This is a genomic window from Hymenobacter nivis (assembly GCF_006439025.1).
Classification (GTDB): Bacteria; Bacteroidota; Bacteroidia; order Cytophagales; family Hymenobacteraceae; genus Hymenobacter; species Hymenobacter nivis_A.
The window spans coordinates 113460-128615 of sequence record NZ_RCYZ01000007.1 but is presented as its reverse complement, the minus strand read 5'-3'; the positions used below and the strand labels follow the sequence as shown (position 1 = coordinate 128615).

9 protein-coding genes and 1 other RNA gene are annotated in these 15156 nt (G+C 64.4%); 1 reads left to right on the top strand and 9 read right to left on the bottom strand.

All coding sequences use genetic code 11. The annotated features are described in order from the left end of the window. Positions 1-84: 84 nt before the first annotated feature. The 5 genes from fdhA to EAH73_RS16445 all read right to left on the bottom strand — a co-directional run bounded on the left by fdhA (position 85) and on the right by EAH73_RS16445 (position 5147). Positions 85-1317: a formaldehyde dehydrogenase, glutathione-independent gene (gene fdhA, locus EAH73_RS16465; RefSeq protein WP_140468500.1), complete on the bottom strand. Its 1233-nt coding sequence runs from the start codon at positions 1315-1317 to the stop codon at positions 85-87. A 49-nt stretch (positions 1318-1366) separates the two neighbouring features. Beyond that, positions 1367-1774: a GlcG/HbpS family heme-binding protein gene (locus EAH73_RS16460; RefSeq protein WP_140468498.1), complete on the bottom strand. Its 408-nt coding sequence runs from the start codon at positions 1772-1774 to the stop codon at positions 1367-1369. A 246-nt stretch (positions 1775-2020) separates the two neighbouring features. After that, positions 2021-3184 carry a sigma-54-dependent transcriptional regulator gene (locus EAH73_RS16455; protein WP_140468496.1) on the bottom strand — a complete coding sequence of 388 codons (1164 nt, stop codon included), beginning with the start codon at positions 3182-3184 and terminating at the stop codon, positions 2021-2023. A 132-nt stretch (positions 3185-3316) separates the two neighbouring features. Beyond that, positions 3317-3704: RNase P RNA component class A (gene rnpB, locus EAH73_RS16450), an RNA gene on the bottom strand. A gap of 225 nt (positions 3705-3929) precedes the next feature. Beyond that, the gene (locus EAH73_RS16445; protein WP_140468494.1) at positions 3930-5147 is read right to left on the bottom strand and encodes a Smr/MutS family protein; all 1218 of its coding nucleotides are present in this window, start codon (positions 5145-5147) and stop codon (positions 3930-3932) included. A gap of 321 nt (positions 5148-5468) precedes the next feature. Here EAH73_RS16445 and EAH73_RS16440 point away from each other — a divergent pair, with 321 nt between their 5' ends. Then, positions 5469-8342: an alpha-amylase family glycosyl hydrolase gene (locus EAH73_RS16440; protein WP_240047298.1), complete on the top strand. Its 2874-nt coding sequence runs from the start codon at positions 5469-5471 to the stop codon at positions 8340-8342. A gap of 155 nt (positions 8343-8497) precedes the next feature. Here EAH73_RS16440 and EAH73_RS16435 read toward each other — a convergent pair whose 3' ends face one another. The 4 genes from EAH73_RS16435 to EAH73_RS16420 form a co-directional block, all read right to left on the bottom strand. Continuing rightward, entirely contained in the window at positions 8498-9349 is an 852-nt protein-coding gene (locus tag EAH73_RS16435; protein ID WP_140468492.1) for an N-acetylglucosamine kinase, read from the bottom strand. Between the two features lie 140 nt (positions 9350-9489). Beyond that, entirely contained in the window at positions 9490-10287 is a 798-nt protein-coding gene (locus EAH73_RS16430; protein ID WP_140468490.1) for a SusE domain-containing protein, read from the bottom strand. An 85-nt stretch (positions 10288-10372) separates the two neighbouring features. Further along, positions 10373-12007 carry a RagB/SusD family nutrient uptake outer membrane protein gene (locus EAH73_RS16425; protein WP_140468488.1) on the bottom strand — a complete coding sequence of 545 codons (1635 nt, stop codon included), beginning with the start codon at positions 12005-12007 and terminating at the stop codon, positions 10373-10375. A gap of 19 nt (positions 12008-12026) precedes the next feature. After that, positions 12027-15068 carry a SusC/RagA family TonB-linked outer membrane protein gene (locus EAH73_RS16420; protein ID WP_140468486.1) on the bottom strand — a complete coding sequence of 1014 codons (3042 nt, stop codon included), beginning with the start codon at positions 15066-15068 and terminating at the stop codon, positions 12027-12029. Positions 15069-15156 lie beyond the last annotated feature (88 nt).

The following is a 15156-nucleotide window of genomic DNA, read 5'->3' as shown; positions in this document are numbered from 1 at the left end:
CCCCAAACCCACCGGAAAAGCTCAAACGAAAACAGCCGGCCTACCCCTTGGGTAGACCGGCTGCTGCATTGGTTTCAGGCGCTGCTAGGCGGCCACCGGTTCCTTGGCGGCTTTGGCCTTTTTCACGTCCGGAATCAGGTTGTGCGGGTTGATGACGAACTTCTTCGCCACGCCGCTGTCGAACTCGGCGTAGCCCTTGGGGGCCTCGTCGAGGCTGATGATTTCCACGTTCACAGCCTTGGCAATCTGCACCTTGTCGTACAGAATGGCCTGCATGAGCTGGCGGTTGTAGCTCATTACGGGCGTTTGGCCGGTGTGGAAGGAGTGGCTCTTGGCCCAGCCCAGGCCGAAGCGGATGCTCAGGTTGCCGGTTTTGGCGGCTTTGTCCTCCGCGCCGGGGTCGGCGGTGACGTACAGGCCGGGGATGCCGATGGAGCCGCCCGCACGGGCAATTTCCATGAGCGAGTTGAGCACGGCGGCGGGCACCTCGGTTTTGGCCTGGGTGCCGTGGCCGCTGGCCTCAAAGCCCACGCAGTCGATGGCGCAGTCCACCTCGGGCACGCCCAGGATGTTGGCAATCTGGTCGGCCAGGTTGGCGTCCTCGTTCAGGTCCACCGTTTCGCAGCCAAAGGAGCGGGCGTGCGCCAGGCGCGCCTTGTTCATGTCGCCCACAATTACCACGGCCGCACCCAGCAGCTGCGCCGAGGCGGCGGCCGCCAGGCCCACCGGGCCCGCGCCGGCCACGTACACCGTGGTGCCGGGGCCCACGCCGGCCTTTACGGCGCCGTGGAAACCGGTGGGGAAAATGTCGCTCAGCATGGTCAAGTCGCGGATTTTCTCCATCGCCTGGTCCTTGTTCGGGAATTTCAGCAGGTTAAAATCGGCGTAGGGCACCATCACGTACTCGGCTTGGCCGCCTACCCAGCCGCCCATGTCCACGTAGCCGTAGGCGCCACCGGCGCGGCCCTCGTTCACGGTCAGGCAGATGCCTGTTTGCTGCTCCTTGCAGGTGCGGCAGCGGCCGCAGGCCACGTTGAAGGGCACCGACACGAGGTCGCCCTTTTTCAGGAATTCTACGTCCTCGCCGGCTTCCACCACTTCGCCCGTGATTTCGTGGCCCAGCACCAGGCCCGCGGGGGCCGTGGTGCGGCCACGCACCATGTGCTGGTCGGAGCCGCAAATGTTGGTGGATACTACTTTGAGAATAACGCCGTGGGTTATTTTACGACCCTTGGGATTTTTTAGCTCTGGAAAATCAATGCTTTGCACCTCGACTTTGCCGGGGCCCAAATAAACGACGCCTCTGTTGCTGGCCATGTTGCTGGGGGTTGGGTGGGAAAAAGTGCTGGGCGCGGGGGCCCTGCGGCTAGCGGTTGGCCACGGCCACGCGGCCGGCTTCGGCCACGATGTGGTCGTTCTCCACCGAGTCGCCGGATACGCCGATGGCGCCCACGATGCGGCCCGTGCTATCGGCGATGGGGATGCCGCCGGGGAAGGTGATGAGGCCGGTATTGGAGTGCTCGATGTTGAACAACGGACCGCCGGGCTGCGAAATCTTGCCCAAGTCGCCGGTGGGCATGTCGAAGAAGCGGGCCGTCTTGGCCTTCTTGATGGAGATGTCGAGCGAGCCGAGCCAGGCATCGTCCATGCGGGCGAAGGCCACGAGGTTGGCCCCGGCATCAACCACGGCAATGTTCATCTTAACGCCCAGTTCGAGCGATTTCTGGTGGGCGGCCTGGACGGCGGCTTGGGCTAGTTCGAGGGTAATACCCATGGGGTTTGGAGGGAATATGGTGAGGTGAAACGGACGAGAACAGCATCCGCCTGCTATTGTAACCGGGTTTTTATGGTTCAGGTTGGCCCAGGGGCCCCAAAATGCGCCAATGCCAAAATATTTTGTGGCAAAAACCAAGCGCCCGGGGCCCCACGCCAGCGCCGCCCGCGGTCAGCAAAAAGCCCCGGCGGGTGGGCCGGGGCAGTTTGGGTAAAGAGATTAGGAGCGGTGGGGCCCCCAAGGGGGCTACTTGCCAGCGAAGGCCTTGGCGTCGGCTTCCGTCACGGTGTCGTCGCTCATGATGACGAGGCGCTCGACCACGTTGCGCAGCTCGCGGATGTTGCCGCGCCAGTCCAGCGCTTGCAGGTATTTTAGGGCCCCGGCGTCGATTTTTTTGGGCTTGTTGCCGTAGTCGGCGGCGATGTCGGCCAGGAATTTCTGGATGAGGTCGGGGATGTCGTCGCGGCGGTCGTTCAGGGCCGGCACCTGGATGAGAATGACGGAGAGGCGGTGGTAGAGGTCTTCGCGGAAATTCTTGTCGGCGATTTCCTGCATCAGGTCTTTGTTGGTGGCGGCCAGCACGCGCACGTTCACCGAAATCTCTTTTTCGCCGCCTACGCGGGTGATTTTGCTTTCCTGCAGCGCGCGTAGCACCTTGGCCTGGGCCGAGAGGCTCATGTCGCCAATTTCGTCCAGAAACAGCGTGCCGCCGTCGGCCTGCTCAAACTTGCCGATGCGCTGCTTCACGGCCGAGGTGAACGAGCCTTTTTCGTGGCCAAACAGCTCGCTCTCAATGAGCTCGGACGGGATGGCGGCGCAGTTCACTTCCACCAGGGGGCCCTGGGCGCGGGAGCTTAGCTCGTGCAGTTGGCGGGCCACCATCTCCTTGCCCGCCCCGTTGGGGCCCGTGATGAGCACGCGGGCGTCGGTGGGGGCCACTTTTTCGATGGCCTTGCGAACGGCCCCCAGCGCCGCCGACGAGCCAATCATGGCCGAGCCTTTGGTGACGGAGAGCTTCTTTTTCAGGGTCTTGGTTTCCGTCACCAGCTTGGTGCGGTCCAGGGCGTTGCGTACCGTGATGAGCAGGCGGTTGAGGTCGGGCGGCTTGGGCAGGAAGTCGTAGGCGCCTTTTTTGGTGGCTTCCACGGCGGTTTCGATGTTGCCGTGGGCCGATACCATGATGAAGGCCGTGTCGGGCGACAGGCCCTGGGCGCGGCTGAGCACCTCCAGGCCGTCCATTTTGGGCATCTTGATGTCGCAGAGCACCAGGTCGTACTTGTGCTGGATGAGCAGGTCGAGCCCGGCGGGGCCGTCCTCGGCCTGGTCCACGGTGTAGTTTTCAAACTCCAGAATCTCCTTCAGCGTGTTGCGGATGGCTTTTTCGTCGTCGATGATGAGGATGCGGGGCATGAGCAGGCGGGGAGCGGGGGAAGGGAAAGCAACCAGAACGGGTATGTACGGATTTTGCGTACGTGCTGGGTCTTAAGAGTGTCTTAAATAAAAAAACGGCCGCCCCTGCCAAAGCAGGAGCGGCCGCCAAAACTAGGCAATGCGCCGGTAAGCCGGGTTCTGTCCGGGGCCCGGGGGCCCCGTCTCCACCATTTATCTAGGCCAGTCCTCGCGGAAAGGCTCCATCGACCTACCCGCGGACCCGAGCGGGCCGCCCGTTGCCCGCCGGCCGAAGCCAGCGCGCGTGTCCGCTTATTTGGTCTTTCAACCCCTGAGGTTTACCCAGCCGGGTCGGTTACCCGCCCGCTGGTGCGCTCTTACCGCACCTTTTCACCCTTACCCACTCGCGTAGGCGGTTATTTTCTGTGGCACTGGCTGTCCCGGCCCGATTGGCCGGTCCTTCCCGTTAGGAAGCAGGGTGCCCTGCGTTGCCCGGACTTTCCTCGCCGGGTTGCCCCGCCGCGGTGGAGTGGCGCACTGCTTGCGGGCAAAGGTAGGGCCCCCGCCCCAGCTTGTTGCGGCTAACCCTAGCGGGACGGCCCGTCGGTAGATATTTTGATAACAAAAATGAACAAAGCCCCAGGGGGGGGGCCCTAGCGATTGGGCCATCCCCCTGGGGCTTTGCTAAATGGTTGGGGCTTTTACCTACCGCCGGGCCGCCCCGACGGGGCTAGCCGCAACCGCTCTACTAATAAAGTGGGCTTCTTTACTTCAGCCGCACCAGCGTGGCGCCGTAGCCGAACTTCTCTTTGCGCGAGTCCTCGAAGAACTTGATGTCCTTGTTGCGGCTTAGCTGGCGGTGGATTTCCTTGCGCAGCGTGCCGTTGCCCATGCCGTGGATGAACACGATTTCGTGCATGTTGGTGGCCAGGGCCCTCACCAGCGCGTCTTCAAAGGCGTCGAGCTGAATGCGTAGGATGGCCGTGTTGCTCAGCTCCTCGGTGTTGTCGGGGCGCAGGGCCTCGAAGTGCAGGTCGAATTCGTGGGGCGGGGCCACCACGGGCGCGGCGGGCTTGGGGGCCGCGGCGGCTACTACGGCGGCCGGCTTGGCGGGCGCGTCGCCGGTGAGCTGGGCGCGCAGGGCCGCCGCGTCGATGCCAGCCGGGGCCTTAGCGGCTTCGGAAGCGGCGGGGGTTTCCTGGGCCAGCTTTTCGGGGGCGATGGCCGCGGCGGCTCGCTCGTCGAGCTGGAACAGGTAGGCATCGGCGCCGATGACCGGGGCCGGGCGGCGGCTGGCGTAGAACGTGCTGGCTTTGAAGCCCTGACGCTTGTTGATCAGCTCATAGGCCGCGTCGCCGTTGTGGCGGTGGGGCAGGAGCTGCACTACGGCGGCGGGCCAGGTTTCAAAGTCCTTCAGGTGCAGGAACGCCAGGGGCCGGGTGCTGGCCTTGGGGCCCAGCTGGCCGGCGGCCAGGGCCCGGTAGGGGCGGGCCGGGGTTTCCTCGCCGTAGGTGTACAGCACGTCGGCCTCGGTGTTGTTGATGAGCGTGACGCCCAGCAGCTCAGGCGACTGGTTGACCAGGGCCAGGAACAGGCCCTTGGCGGCCGGGGCCGCGCCGGCCGATGGCACCTTGCCGCCGGGGGCCTTGGCCGCGGCGGGGCCGCTACTGGCCACGGCGGCCAGGGCCTCGGCCAGCGTGGGGGTGGCCTTGGCGGCGTTGGCCGCCGTGGGCTTGGGAATGCTGCTGCGGTCTTTCTTGCTGGCGTTGGCGTTGCGGCCGGGCTGCTGGCCGGGGCCGTAGGTGGGGGCGGCGCGGTTGAAGCTCTTGCTTTCGTCGGCGGCCACCACCACCACTTCGCGGCGCAGCACGGGGATGGTGAAATCGTTGTCGATGGCCACTTCCACCAGCTCGCTGTCGAGCAGGCGGGTCACGATGCCTTCTTCGGTGCCGGTAAGCAGGCGTACTCTATCTCCTACGTTCATGGTATTCGGGGCAGAAATTGGGTGCGGGCAGCGGCCCCGGGGAAAGGTCGGGTGCGCCCCGCAAAGGGGTGAATCGGTAAAAATACGAGGCCCGGGGGCCGAACGGGTTGCGCCCGGCCGGCTGGGGCCCCAACGGCTATACGGACAAACTGCCGCCGAGCGCCAAAACCCGGGGCCCCCACCACGCCAAAAAGCCCGGCCACGCCCCCGCAAAAGGCAAAAAATTCACCTCATCGTTCTGTGTGTGCCCTATCTTTGCCTACCTATGCAATCGTTGCCAATAGCGAAATAATCGCCTTCGACTTTCTTAATTCAACCCCCATGAAAATACTTCGACTCTTTGCGGGCCTGCTGCTGAGCCTCGCGGCGCTGGCCGCGCAGGCGCAGGTCGTCACGGTGCAGCCCACGTTTTTCACCGCCGATACGCCCATTACCCTAACCTTCGACGCTGCCCAAGGCAACGCCGGCCTGGCGGGCTCGGGCGGGCCGGTGTACATCTGGACCGGGGCCGTGACCGACAAGAGCGCCAACCAGGGCGACTGGAAAGGGGGCCCCCGGGTCAATTTCAACCAGCCCGACCCGGCCGCGCTGATGACGGCGCTCGGCAACGACAAGTACACCATCACCTTTACGCCGCGGGCGTTCTACGGCCTCGCCGCCACCGACCAACTCCTGAAGCTGGGCATGGTGTTCCGCAGCGGCGACGGCGCGAAGGTGGGCCGGGGCCCCGGCGGGGCCGACATTTTTGTGGACGCGCAGGTGGCCGCCCTGGCCGTGCGCATCACGCAGCCGGTGCCCGCCACCGCCGGCAACCCGCAGTTTGTGGCCCTGAACCAGCAGGTGGCCGTGGCCGGCACGGCCTCGGCCGCCGCCACGCTCACGCTTTACCTCAACGGCACGCAGGTGGCCCAGCAGGCCAACGCCACGGCCTTGAGCACTACTGTGACCATCACCCAAACGGGGAATAACGTGCTGCGCCTGACGGCCACCGCCGGCGGCCAAACCGTGGAGGATACCCAGACACTGGTGGTGCGCCCGGCCGCCCCGGCCACCGCCGCGCTGCCCGCCGGGGCCCGGCCCGACGGCATTACCTACATCAACGGCGGCACGTCGGCCATCCTGAGCCTGAGCGCGCCGGGCAAGCAGTTTGTGTACGTGGTGGGGGAGTTCAATAACTGGCAGCCGACCACGGCGGGCTTCATGAACCAAACGGCCGATAACCTGAGTACCACGCCCGCCACGGTGGCCGCCACCGGTCGCTGGTGGGTGCAGATTGACGGCCTCACGGCGGGCCAGGAGTACGCCTACCAGTTTCTGGTGGATGGCCAGCTGCGCGTGGCCGACCCGTACTGCGAGAAGATTCTGGACCCAAACTCCGACGGGGGCATCCCGGCCGCCACGTACCCCAATTTGAAGGCGTACCCGACCGGCAAAACCACGGGTATCGTGTCGGTGCTGCAAAGCAACCAGGCGGCCTACGCCTGGCAAACCACCAACTTCCAGCGCCCGGCCCGCACCAATATGGTGACGTATGAGCTGCTGGTGCGCGACTTCGTGGGGGCCCACAATTACCAAACCTTGCGCGACACGCTGGGCTACCTGCAGCGCCTGGGCGTGAACGCCATCGAGCTGATGCCCGTCAACGAGTTCGACGACAACGAGAACTGGGGCTACAGCCCCGATTTCTACTTCGCGCCCGACAAGTACTACGGCACCAAAACGGCCCTCAAGCAATTCATTGACGAGTGCCACCGCCGCGGCATTGCCGTGGTGCTCGACATGGTGCTGAACCACTCCACCGGCCAGAGCCCCATGTTCCAGCTCTACGCCAACGGCGACAACCCCGCTGCTAACAACCCCTGGTTCAACGTGGGGGCCCCGCACCCTTATAGCGTGTACAACGACCTGAACCACGAGAGCCCCTACACCAAGTACTTCAGCAAGAAGGTGATGCAGTTCTGGCTCCAGGAGTACCACATCGACGGCTACCGGTTCGACCTGGCCGGGGGCTTCACCAACAAGGCTACCACCGAGGCCACCTACGCCGACTACGACCAGTCGCGCATCGACATCTGGAAGGACTACTACCAAACGCTGGTAGCCACCGACCCCACCCTGTACCCTATCCTGGAGCATTTTCCGGTGGACAGCGAAGCCAAAGCGCTGACCGACTACGGTTTCATGATTTGGGGCAACATGAACTACAACTACAACGAGGCCACCATGGGCTACGTGGCCACCTCCGACCTGAGCCGCGGCTACTACAAAACCCGCGGCTTCAACAACCCCAACCTGATTACCTACATGGAGAGCCACGACGAGGAGCGCCTGGCCTTCAAAAACGCGGCCTACGGCAACGCTTCGGGCACGTACAGCACCAAGGATTTTGCCACCTCCATGGCCCGCAACGGCGAGGCGGCGGCGTTCTTCTTCACCGTGCCGGGGCCCAAACTGGTGTGGCAGTTTGGCGAAGTGGGCTACGACTTCACCATCAACCGCTGCCCCGACGGCACTGTATCCGACGGCTGCCGCACGGCCAACAAGCCCATCCGCTGGGACTACGAGAACGTGCCCGAACGCCGGGCCCTGTTCAACGTGTACCGCAGCCTGATTGCGCTCAAGAAAACCCAGCCCGTGTTCGCCAACCCCACCGCTTACGACCAGCAGATGACCGGCGCCACGAAGCTCGTGCACCTCTCCGACGCCAACCTGAGCGTGACCGTGGTGGGCAACTTCGACGTGGTGACCCAAACCGTGGTGCCCGCCTTCCAGAGCGCCGGCACCTGGTACAACTACCTCACCGGCGCCACCCGCGCCGTGACGGACGTGAACGCGCCCCTCACGCTCCAGCCCGGCGAGTACGCCGTCTACACCTCGAAGCCCGTTAATTCCAGTACCGGCACCGTGCTGGCCACCCGGCCGCAAACCACGGCCGCGTTCCGCCTGGCCGCCTTCCCGAGCCCCGCCGCCGGTGCGGCCACGCTGCACTACGAACTGCCCGCCGCCGCCAGCGTGAGCGTCACCATCAGCAACGTGCTGGGGGCCCTGGTGGCCACCGTGCCCACCGCCGGCCGTCAGGCCGCGGGTTCCCACGACCTGGCCGTGCCCACCGCCAACCTCGCCAACGGCGTGTACCTGGTGCGCCTGCAAGCCGGCGGCCAGCAGCAAACTGCCCGCCTGCTGGTGCAGCACTAAATGGCTGTACCACCAAGCTGTGCTTGGTCTTGCCTATGCTGCCCTGGGGCCCCTGGGGCAAGACCAAGCACAGCTTGGTGGTACAGCCCGCACAAAAAAAGGCGACCCCTGCGGGTCGCCTTTTTTTGTGCGGAGGGCCCCGGGGCCCCAAACGGTTAGTCTTTGGTGACGTGGTACTCCACCAAGTCGTCGATGGGGGAGCGAATGATTTTGCCCACCTGCATGCCGTGGCTGTTGGCCACTTGCGTGAGGGCATCGCGGAAGTTGTAGCCCACCGAGCCGATGCAGTTGAACGAGTAGTCCTGGTAGCGCGGGTAGTGCAGCACGATGTTCTGGAAGAACGCCTCGAAGCCTTGGCGCACGATTTCGCGGCAGTAGCTCACGTTGTTGTGGTCGTAGGTGAACTTGGCGAAGCTGGCCAGGAAGCGGTTGGGCAGCGGCTGGTTGTAGAGGCGGTCGAGGATGTCGTTGCGCTCGCCCAGCTGGTAGGTTTCGCGGAAGGCGTCCTGCAAGCCGTCGGGCAGCAGGCCGCGCAGGTAGTCGCGCAGCAGGCGCTTGCCGATGAACGAGCCTGACCCTTCGTCGCCTAGGAAGTAGCCCAGCGAGTCCACGTTGTAGGTGATCTTCTTGCCGTCGTACAAGCACGAATTGGTGCCCGTGCCCAGGATGGCGGCGAAGCCGGGGCCCCGGCCCAGTAGGGCGCGGGCCGCGGCCAGCAGGTCCTCGGTCACTTCTATCGTTTGGGCGTTCGGGAAGAGCTGCTTGAGGGCGTTGCTGATGATGGCGGCCTTGGCCGGCGACGATACGCCGGCGCCGTAGAAGTGGATTTCGCGCACCTCGCCGCGGGGCAGCGTGTCGGGCAGGTTCTGGTCGAGCGAGCGGACGATGCCCGGCGTGTCGATGAAATCGGGGTTGTAGCCCTCCGTGTTGAAGTAGACGCGCTGGTTGGCGTCGTCGAGCTGGCACCAGCTGCACTTGGTGGAGCCACCGTCGGCAATAAGAATCATGCGAAAAATGAAAAAGTGGGGCAGCGAAAGTAAGGAATTTGACGCAAGCGGCCGCCAAAGCTGCAAAATAGGGCCCCCACCATAAAAAAAGGCCGCTCCGGGGAGTGGCCTTTTTTTACAGCAGCAACACTAAGCGGGAATTACTTGGTGATGGTGTATTTCAGGTTGGCGATGTCGAACTTGACCGTGTAAGTGCCGGCCGTCGCGATGCTGATGTTGCCGCCGCCCTTCACCAGGGGGCCCCCAGTGCTAGAGCTGCTGCCGTAGTCCACCGTCCAAGCCTTGTTGAGGCGGATCTTGAAGGCGCCTACTTTGAAGGCCCGGGTGATGTCGTACGTCTTGGTGTCGCAGTTATAGGTCAGGGGCACGTCGGTGTTGGTCGTGGCGTCGGGCCAGCCATCGGCGGCGTCGCCCACCACGCCCCACGAATCCGAGTTGGGCGCCACGCAGGCCTTGTAGGAGGTCACGGTGAGCGGTACCACTGGCGAGGCCTGGGGCGTGTTGGAGGCGTAGCGGGCGTTCAGGCGCACGTCTACGGGGGTGGCGGTGCCGGGCGCGATGCCCAGCGTGGTGAGGGCCGTATTCAGGGCTTCCACCGTCACGTTGGTGGGGCTGGTGCCGGCGTCAATCGTAGCAGGGGCCGTAAAGGCACCGCCTTTCTTGTCAATCTGCAACTGGTAGGTGATGGCCGGGTTGTACGGCGCGTCGGTGTTGGTCCAGGTGAAGCCCGTCACGGGCGTCCAGGTGTAGGTCACGGCGGTGCTCGCGGCGTTGGCCTGCGCCAGTACCACCGCGGTGGTGCTGGCGGCCAGGGTGGGCGCGTTGGTGGGCGTGATGGTCGCCTGCACCTCGTCTTTCTTGCAGCCCGTGAGGGCCACCGCCGCCACGGTGCAGATGCCAGCTGCTTGGGTAAGCCAGTTTTTCATGGAAGTATTCATGGGGGAGTGGGAATGATAAGAAATGTTTCCCCGGCCCGCCGGGGCCCCGGGGGCCCCAAGCGTTGGCCGGGGAAGCAAGCAGCGGTTAGTACCCGGGGTTCTGCACCAGGTTGGGGTTCACGCTGATGTCCGACGACGGAATCGGGAACAAGTTGCGGGTGTCGGGCACGCTGGTGCCGGCGGCCACGCCCCCTTTCCAGGGCCAGAGGTAGGCCGCGGTGGTGAAGCGGCCGTAGCGGATGAGGTCGGTGCGGCGGGTGCCTTCCCAGTACAACTCGCGCGAGCGCTCATTCAGGATGAAGTCCGTGGTGAGGGCGCTGGCGGTGATGTTGCCGGCCGTCGTGTTGCGGTAGGCGCGGCTGCGGATCAGGTTCACGTAGGTGAGGGCCTGCGATACATTGGTGTTGGAGCGCACGGCGGCTTCGGCGTACATCAGGTACACGTCGGCCAGGCGGAACATCGGGTAGTCGGTGTCCACAAACGTGGCGTCGGTGCCGGCGGCCCCGGCCGAGTTCACGTTCTTGAACTTGATGGGCACGTAGCCGTTGTAAAAGTTGGTTTGCGAAGCCACCTCCAACGTTTGGCCCCCGGTCACGAACCGGCCCCGGGTGTCGGCGGCCGTGTCGGCGAACTGCTGGAACAAGCGGGGCGTGGTGCGGGTGCCGCCCCAGCCTGCGCCGATGCCGTACTTCGTGGGGTTCCAGTTGGCGTCGGCCGTGCCCGCCACGGCCGCGTGCGTCAGGAAGGTGGTGCCGCCGTAGCTCTGGGTGCGCTTGCCGTCGTACACGATCGGGAAGATGATTTCCGGCGACGTGTTGTTGTCGGTGAGGAAGTTGCGTGCGTAGGCCGTGGCCTTGTTCGTGGCGGTGGTTTGCAGCGAGTACCCGCCGGTGTCAATCACCTTGGCGGCGTAGGTCAGGCAGTCGGCGTAGCGGGCCGTGCCCGTGTACACCTGGGCGTTCAGGTACAGCTTGGCGAGCAGCGTCCAGGCGGCGGCCTTGTTGGCGCGGCCGTACTGGTTGGCGTTCTGGCTGGGGGCCAGCAGGTCGGCGTCGATGGCCTTCAGCTCCGACTCGATGTAGGTAAACAGCTCGGCGCGGGTGGTTTGCCGGGGCGGCGTGGTGCCCCCAATCGGGTCGGTTTCGGTAGCGAAGGGCGGGTTGCCGTACAGGTCCATGGCGTGGTAGTACGCCAGGGCCCGCAGGAAGCGCACCTCGGCCCGGTAGGCCTTGATGTCGGCCAGGTCGGCGCCGCTGATGCCGCGGGCGCTGAGCTTGTCGTCGGTGGCCTCGGCCAGGAAGCTGTTGCAGACCGTGATTTCGTAGAGAATGCGGCTGTAGAGGCCCTGAATGAACACGCCGCTCGACGTCCAGTTCATGTTGTGCCAGTCCTGCACGCCGGGGTCACCCCACTGGATGACGGCCTCGTCGGTCGTCAGTTCCTGGGCGCTCCACAGCTGGCGGATGTAGTCCGACGAGCCCTGGTCGATGCCCAGCACGTCCCCGGTCGAGGCGTCGGGGCCGCTGGGGCCCGTCACGGCGAAGCCGCTGTAGGCCTTAGCGGCCACCGTGCGGTAGCCGGCCGCGTCCTTGTACACGGCGTCCGTGCTCAGGTCGTAGGTGGGGGAGCGGTCGAGGTCTTTGTTGCACGACGAGGCCACGAGCAGCAGCGACGAGGTGACCCCCAGAACGGCCGCGTTCCGAAAAATAATATTCTTCATATAGTGCGAGGGGAGGAAATTAAATGCTCAGGTTCAGGCCGAACGTGTAGGTGCGGGGGCGCGGGTACACGTTGTTGTCCACGCCGTTCGGAATCTCGGGGTCGAGGCCGGTGTATTTAGTAGCCACGAACACGTTCTGCACGGCGGCACTCAGGCGCAGGCTGCCTTTGCCGCCCAGCACTTTGCCGGCGTTGTAGCCGAGGGTGACGTTGTCCATACGCAGGAAAGAAGCGTTCTGGATGTAGTAATCCGAGGAGTAGCGCTCCTGGTTGGAGTTGAGGAATCCGGTGTTGTTGGCATCGCGCACCACGTTCGACACGAAGTTCGTCGAGCCCACGAGGCCCTGGTAGTTGCCCAGGTTCGAGGCCACGTTGTTGTACACGTAGTTGCCCAGGTTGGCGCGCAGCGAGAAGGCCAGGCTCAGGCGGTCGTAGCTCAGGTTCGAGCCGAAGCCGAGCAGCACTTTCGGGGCCGACTGCTGGAAGATGCGGCGGTCGTTGGAGTCGATTTTGCCGTCGCCGTTGGTGTCCACGTACACGCCGTCCACGGGCTTGCCGTTGGCGCTGTACACTTGCTGGTACACGTAGAAGGCCGACGAGGGCGAGCCCACGCGGTAGTTGCCGATGTTGGTGCCCGTGCCGCCGGCAATGGTCGTGTTCTCAATGCCCTGGAAGTCGGCGGCCTGGGGCCCCAGCGAGAGGATGCGGTTCACGTTGTAGGTGGCGTTGGCGTTCACGCTCCAGTTCAGCTTCTCGCTCTGGATGGCGATGCCGTTCAGGTTCAGCTCGATGCCTTTGTTCTCCAGCGAGCCCACGTTCGACACTAGGCGGTTGGTGAAGTTCACCAGGGCCGGGATGGGGATGACGGCCAGCAGGTCGGTGGTTTTGCGGTAGTACGCGTCGGCGCTCAGCGTGAGGCGGTTGTCGAAGAAGCCAAAGTCCAGGCCGGCGTTATAGGTGCTGGTTTGCTCCCACTTCAGGTTGCTGTTGTAGCCCAGGGGCGAGTAGGGGGTGTAGTACACGCCGCCGAGGGGGTACTGGGCGGTGGGCACGTTCAGCTGGAAGCGCTGGATGTAGGGGTAGTCGCTGCCGGCGGCGGCCACCACGTCTTGCTGGCCGGTGATGCCGTAGCCCACGCGGAATTTCAGGTCCGAGAAGGCCTTGTTGTCCTTCAGGAAGTTCTCTTCCTTGATGCGCCAGGCGAACGAGGCGGCCGGGAACAAGGCATTGCGGTTGTCGGGCGAGAAGCGCGACGAGGCGTCGTTACGCAGCGTACCGGTGAAGATGTAGCGGTTGTTGAGCGTCAGGTTGGCCCGGCCGTAGTACGAGAGGATGGTGTACTGGGTGCGGAAGGGGTTGTTGGGGGCCAGTGTGCGCACCGTGGTGGCGTCGCCCAGGTAGTTGGCGTAGGCCGGGGCCGTGGTCACGAAGTCCTGGTACGAGTAGCCGGCCAGCAGCTCCAGGCGGCTGGTTTCGCTGAGCTGCTTGGTGTAGTTCAGGTAGGCTTCGAGCAGCTTGTTGTTGCGCTGCTGCGAGTAGTAGTTGTACGAGCCGCCGCGAGCCGTGGTGTTGGCGGGGTCGAGCGGGTTGTTGAAGTACGCGCCGGCCGAGCGGGCATCGACCAGGTTGGTGCCGGTGGTGCGGGTCACGTCGTAGCCCAGGTTCACGTTGGCGTGCAGGTCGGGCAGGAAGTGCAGCTTGTAGTCGAGCTGCACGTTGCCGATGCTGCGCTTCACGGTGCTGCGGTTGCGCTGGAGCTGGAGGGTGGCCACCGGGTTGGTGGGCACGTTCTGCTGGGGCGTGCCGTTGCCTTGCAGGTACTGGAAGTAGTTGGCGTAGGCCGCGTTGTCGCTGAACACGTTCTGCGTGGGGTCGAAGGCCAGGGCCGAGCCGATGGCGCCGGCGTCGGCGAAGTTGTTGTCCACCCAGGTGCCCTTCACGTTGGCGTTGATGCGCAAGTGGTTGTCGAGCAGCACGGGGTTTAGGCTCAGCGAGCCCGAGTTGCGGATGAGGCGGTTGGTGATGAGGATGCCTTGCTGCTCCAGGTTGCCGATGGAGGCGCGGAAGGGCAGCTTGCCCACAGCGCCGGTCAGGCTCACGTTGTTGTCGTAGCTCATGGCGGTGCGGAACACCTGCTTCTGCCAGTCGGTGTTGCCCGTGCCGAGCAGGCCCACTTGCTGGGGCGCTACGGCTTGCACCGTGGCCCGGAACTCGTCGGCCGTCAGCACCGGCACCGAATTGTAGCGGGCCGCCAGCGACGTGTTCGACACCAAGTTGACGGTCAGTTTGTCGCCCGTGCTGCCTTTTTTGGTGGTGATGAGGATTACGCCGTTCGACGCCCGCGAGCCGTAGATGGCCGTAGCCGAGGCGTCCTTCAGCACCGTGTAGGTTTCGATGTCGTTGGGGTTGATCAAGCTCAGCGGGTTCGACACGCCGGCCACGTTGTAGTTGCCCGTGCCCGAGGGGGTGTCCACCGGCACGCCGTCAATCACGATGAGCGGGTTGTTGTTGGCGTTCAGCGACGAGCCCCCGCGGATGCGGATGGTGGTGCCGGCGCCCGGGGCCCCGCCGTCGGTCGTGATTTGCACGCCGGCCACTTTGCCCTGGATCAATTGCTCGGGGTTGGTGACCTGGCCTTGCACGAAGTCCTTGGCGTTCACCGTTGTGATGGCGCCGGTCACGTCCTGCTTGCGCTGGGTACCGTAGCCAATTACCACGGCCTCGCCCAGCTCGGTGGCGTTCACGGTGAGGGCCGCGCTAACGGCTACATTCTGGCCGGCTACGATAGTCACGGGGCGGCGCACTTCGTTGTAACCCACGAAGGTGAGTACAATCGTTTGCGGCCCAGCCGGAATGTTGGCAATGCGGAAATTGCCGTCCACGTCGCTGGAAACCCCCAGCGAAGTGCCTGCCACCAACACGGTAGCGCCGGGAATTCCGGTATTCTTTTCATCGAGCACGCGCCCGCTCACCGAGCCGGTTTGTGCCTGGGCCTCAGCACTAAAGCCCAGCAGCGCAAATAAAAGCAAAACCCACAGTTTTGCTAGGTAGGGTTGTTTCATGGAAACAGAAATTGGTAAAAAAATGGAGAACTGGTGTAGAAGAATAGTAGGCAAGCAGCGTTTTTGGGGCCGCAAAATTACCAATTAA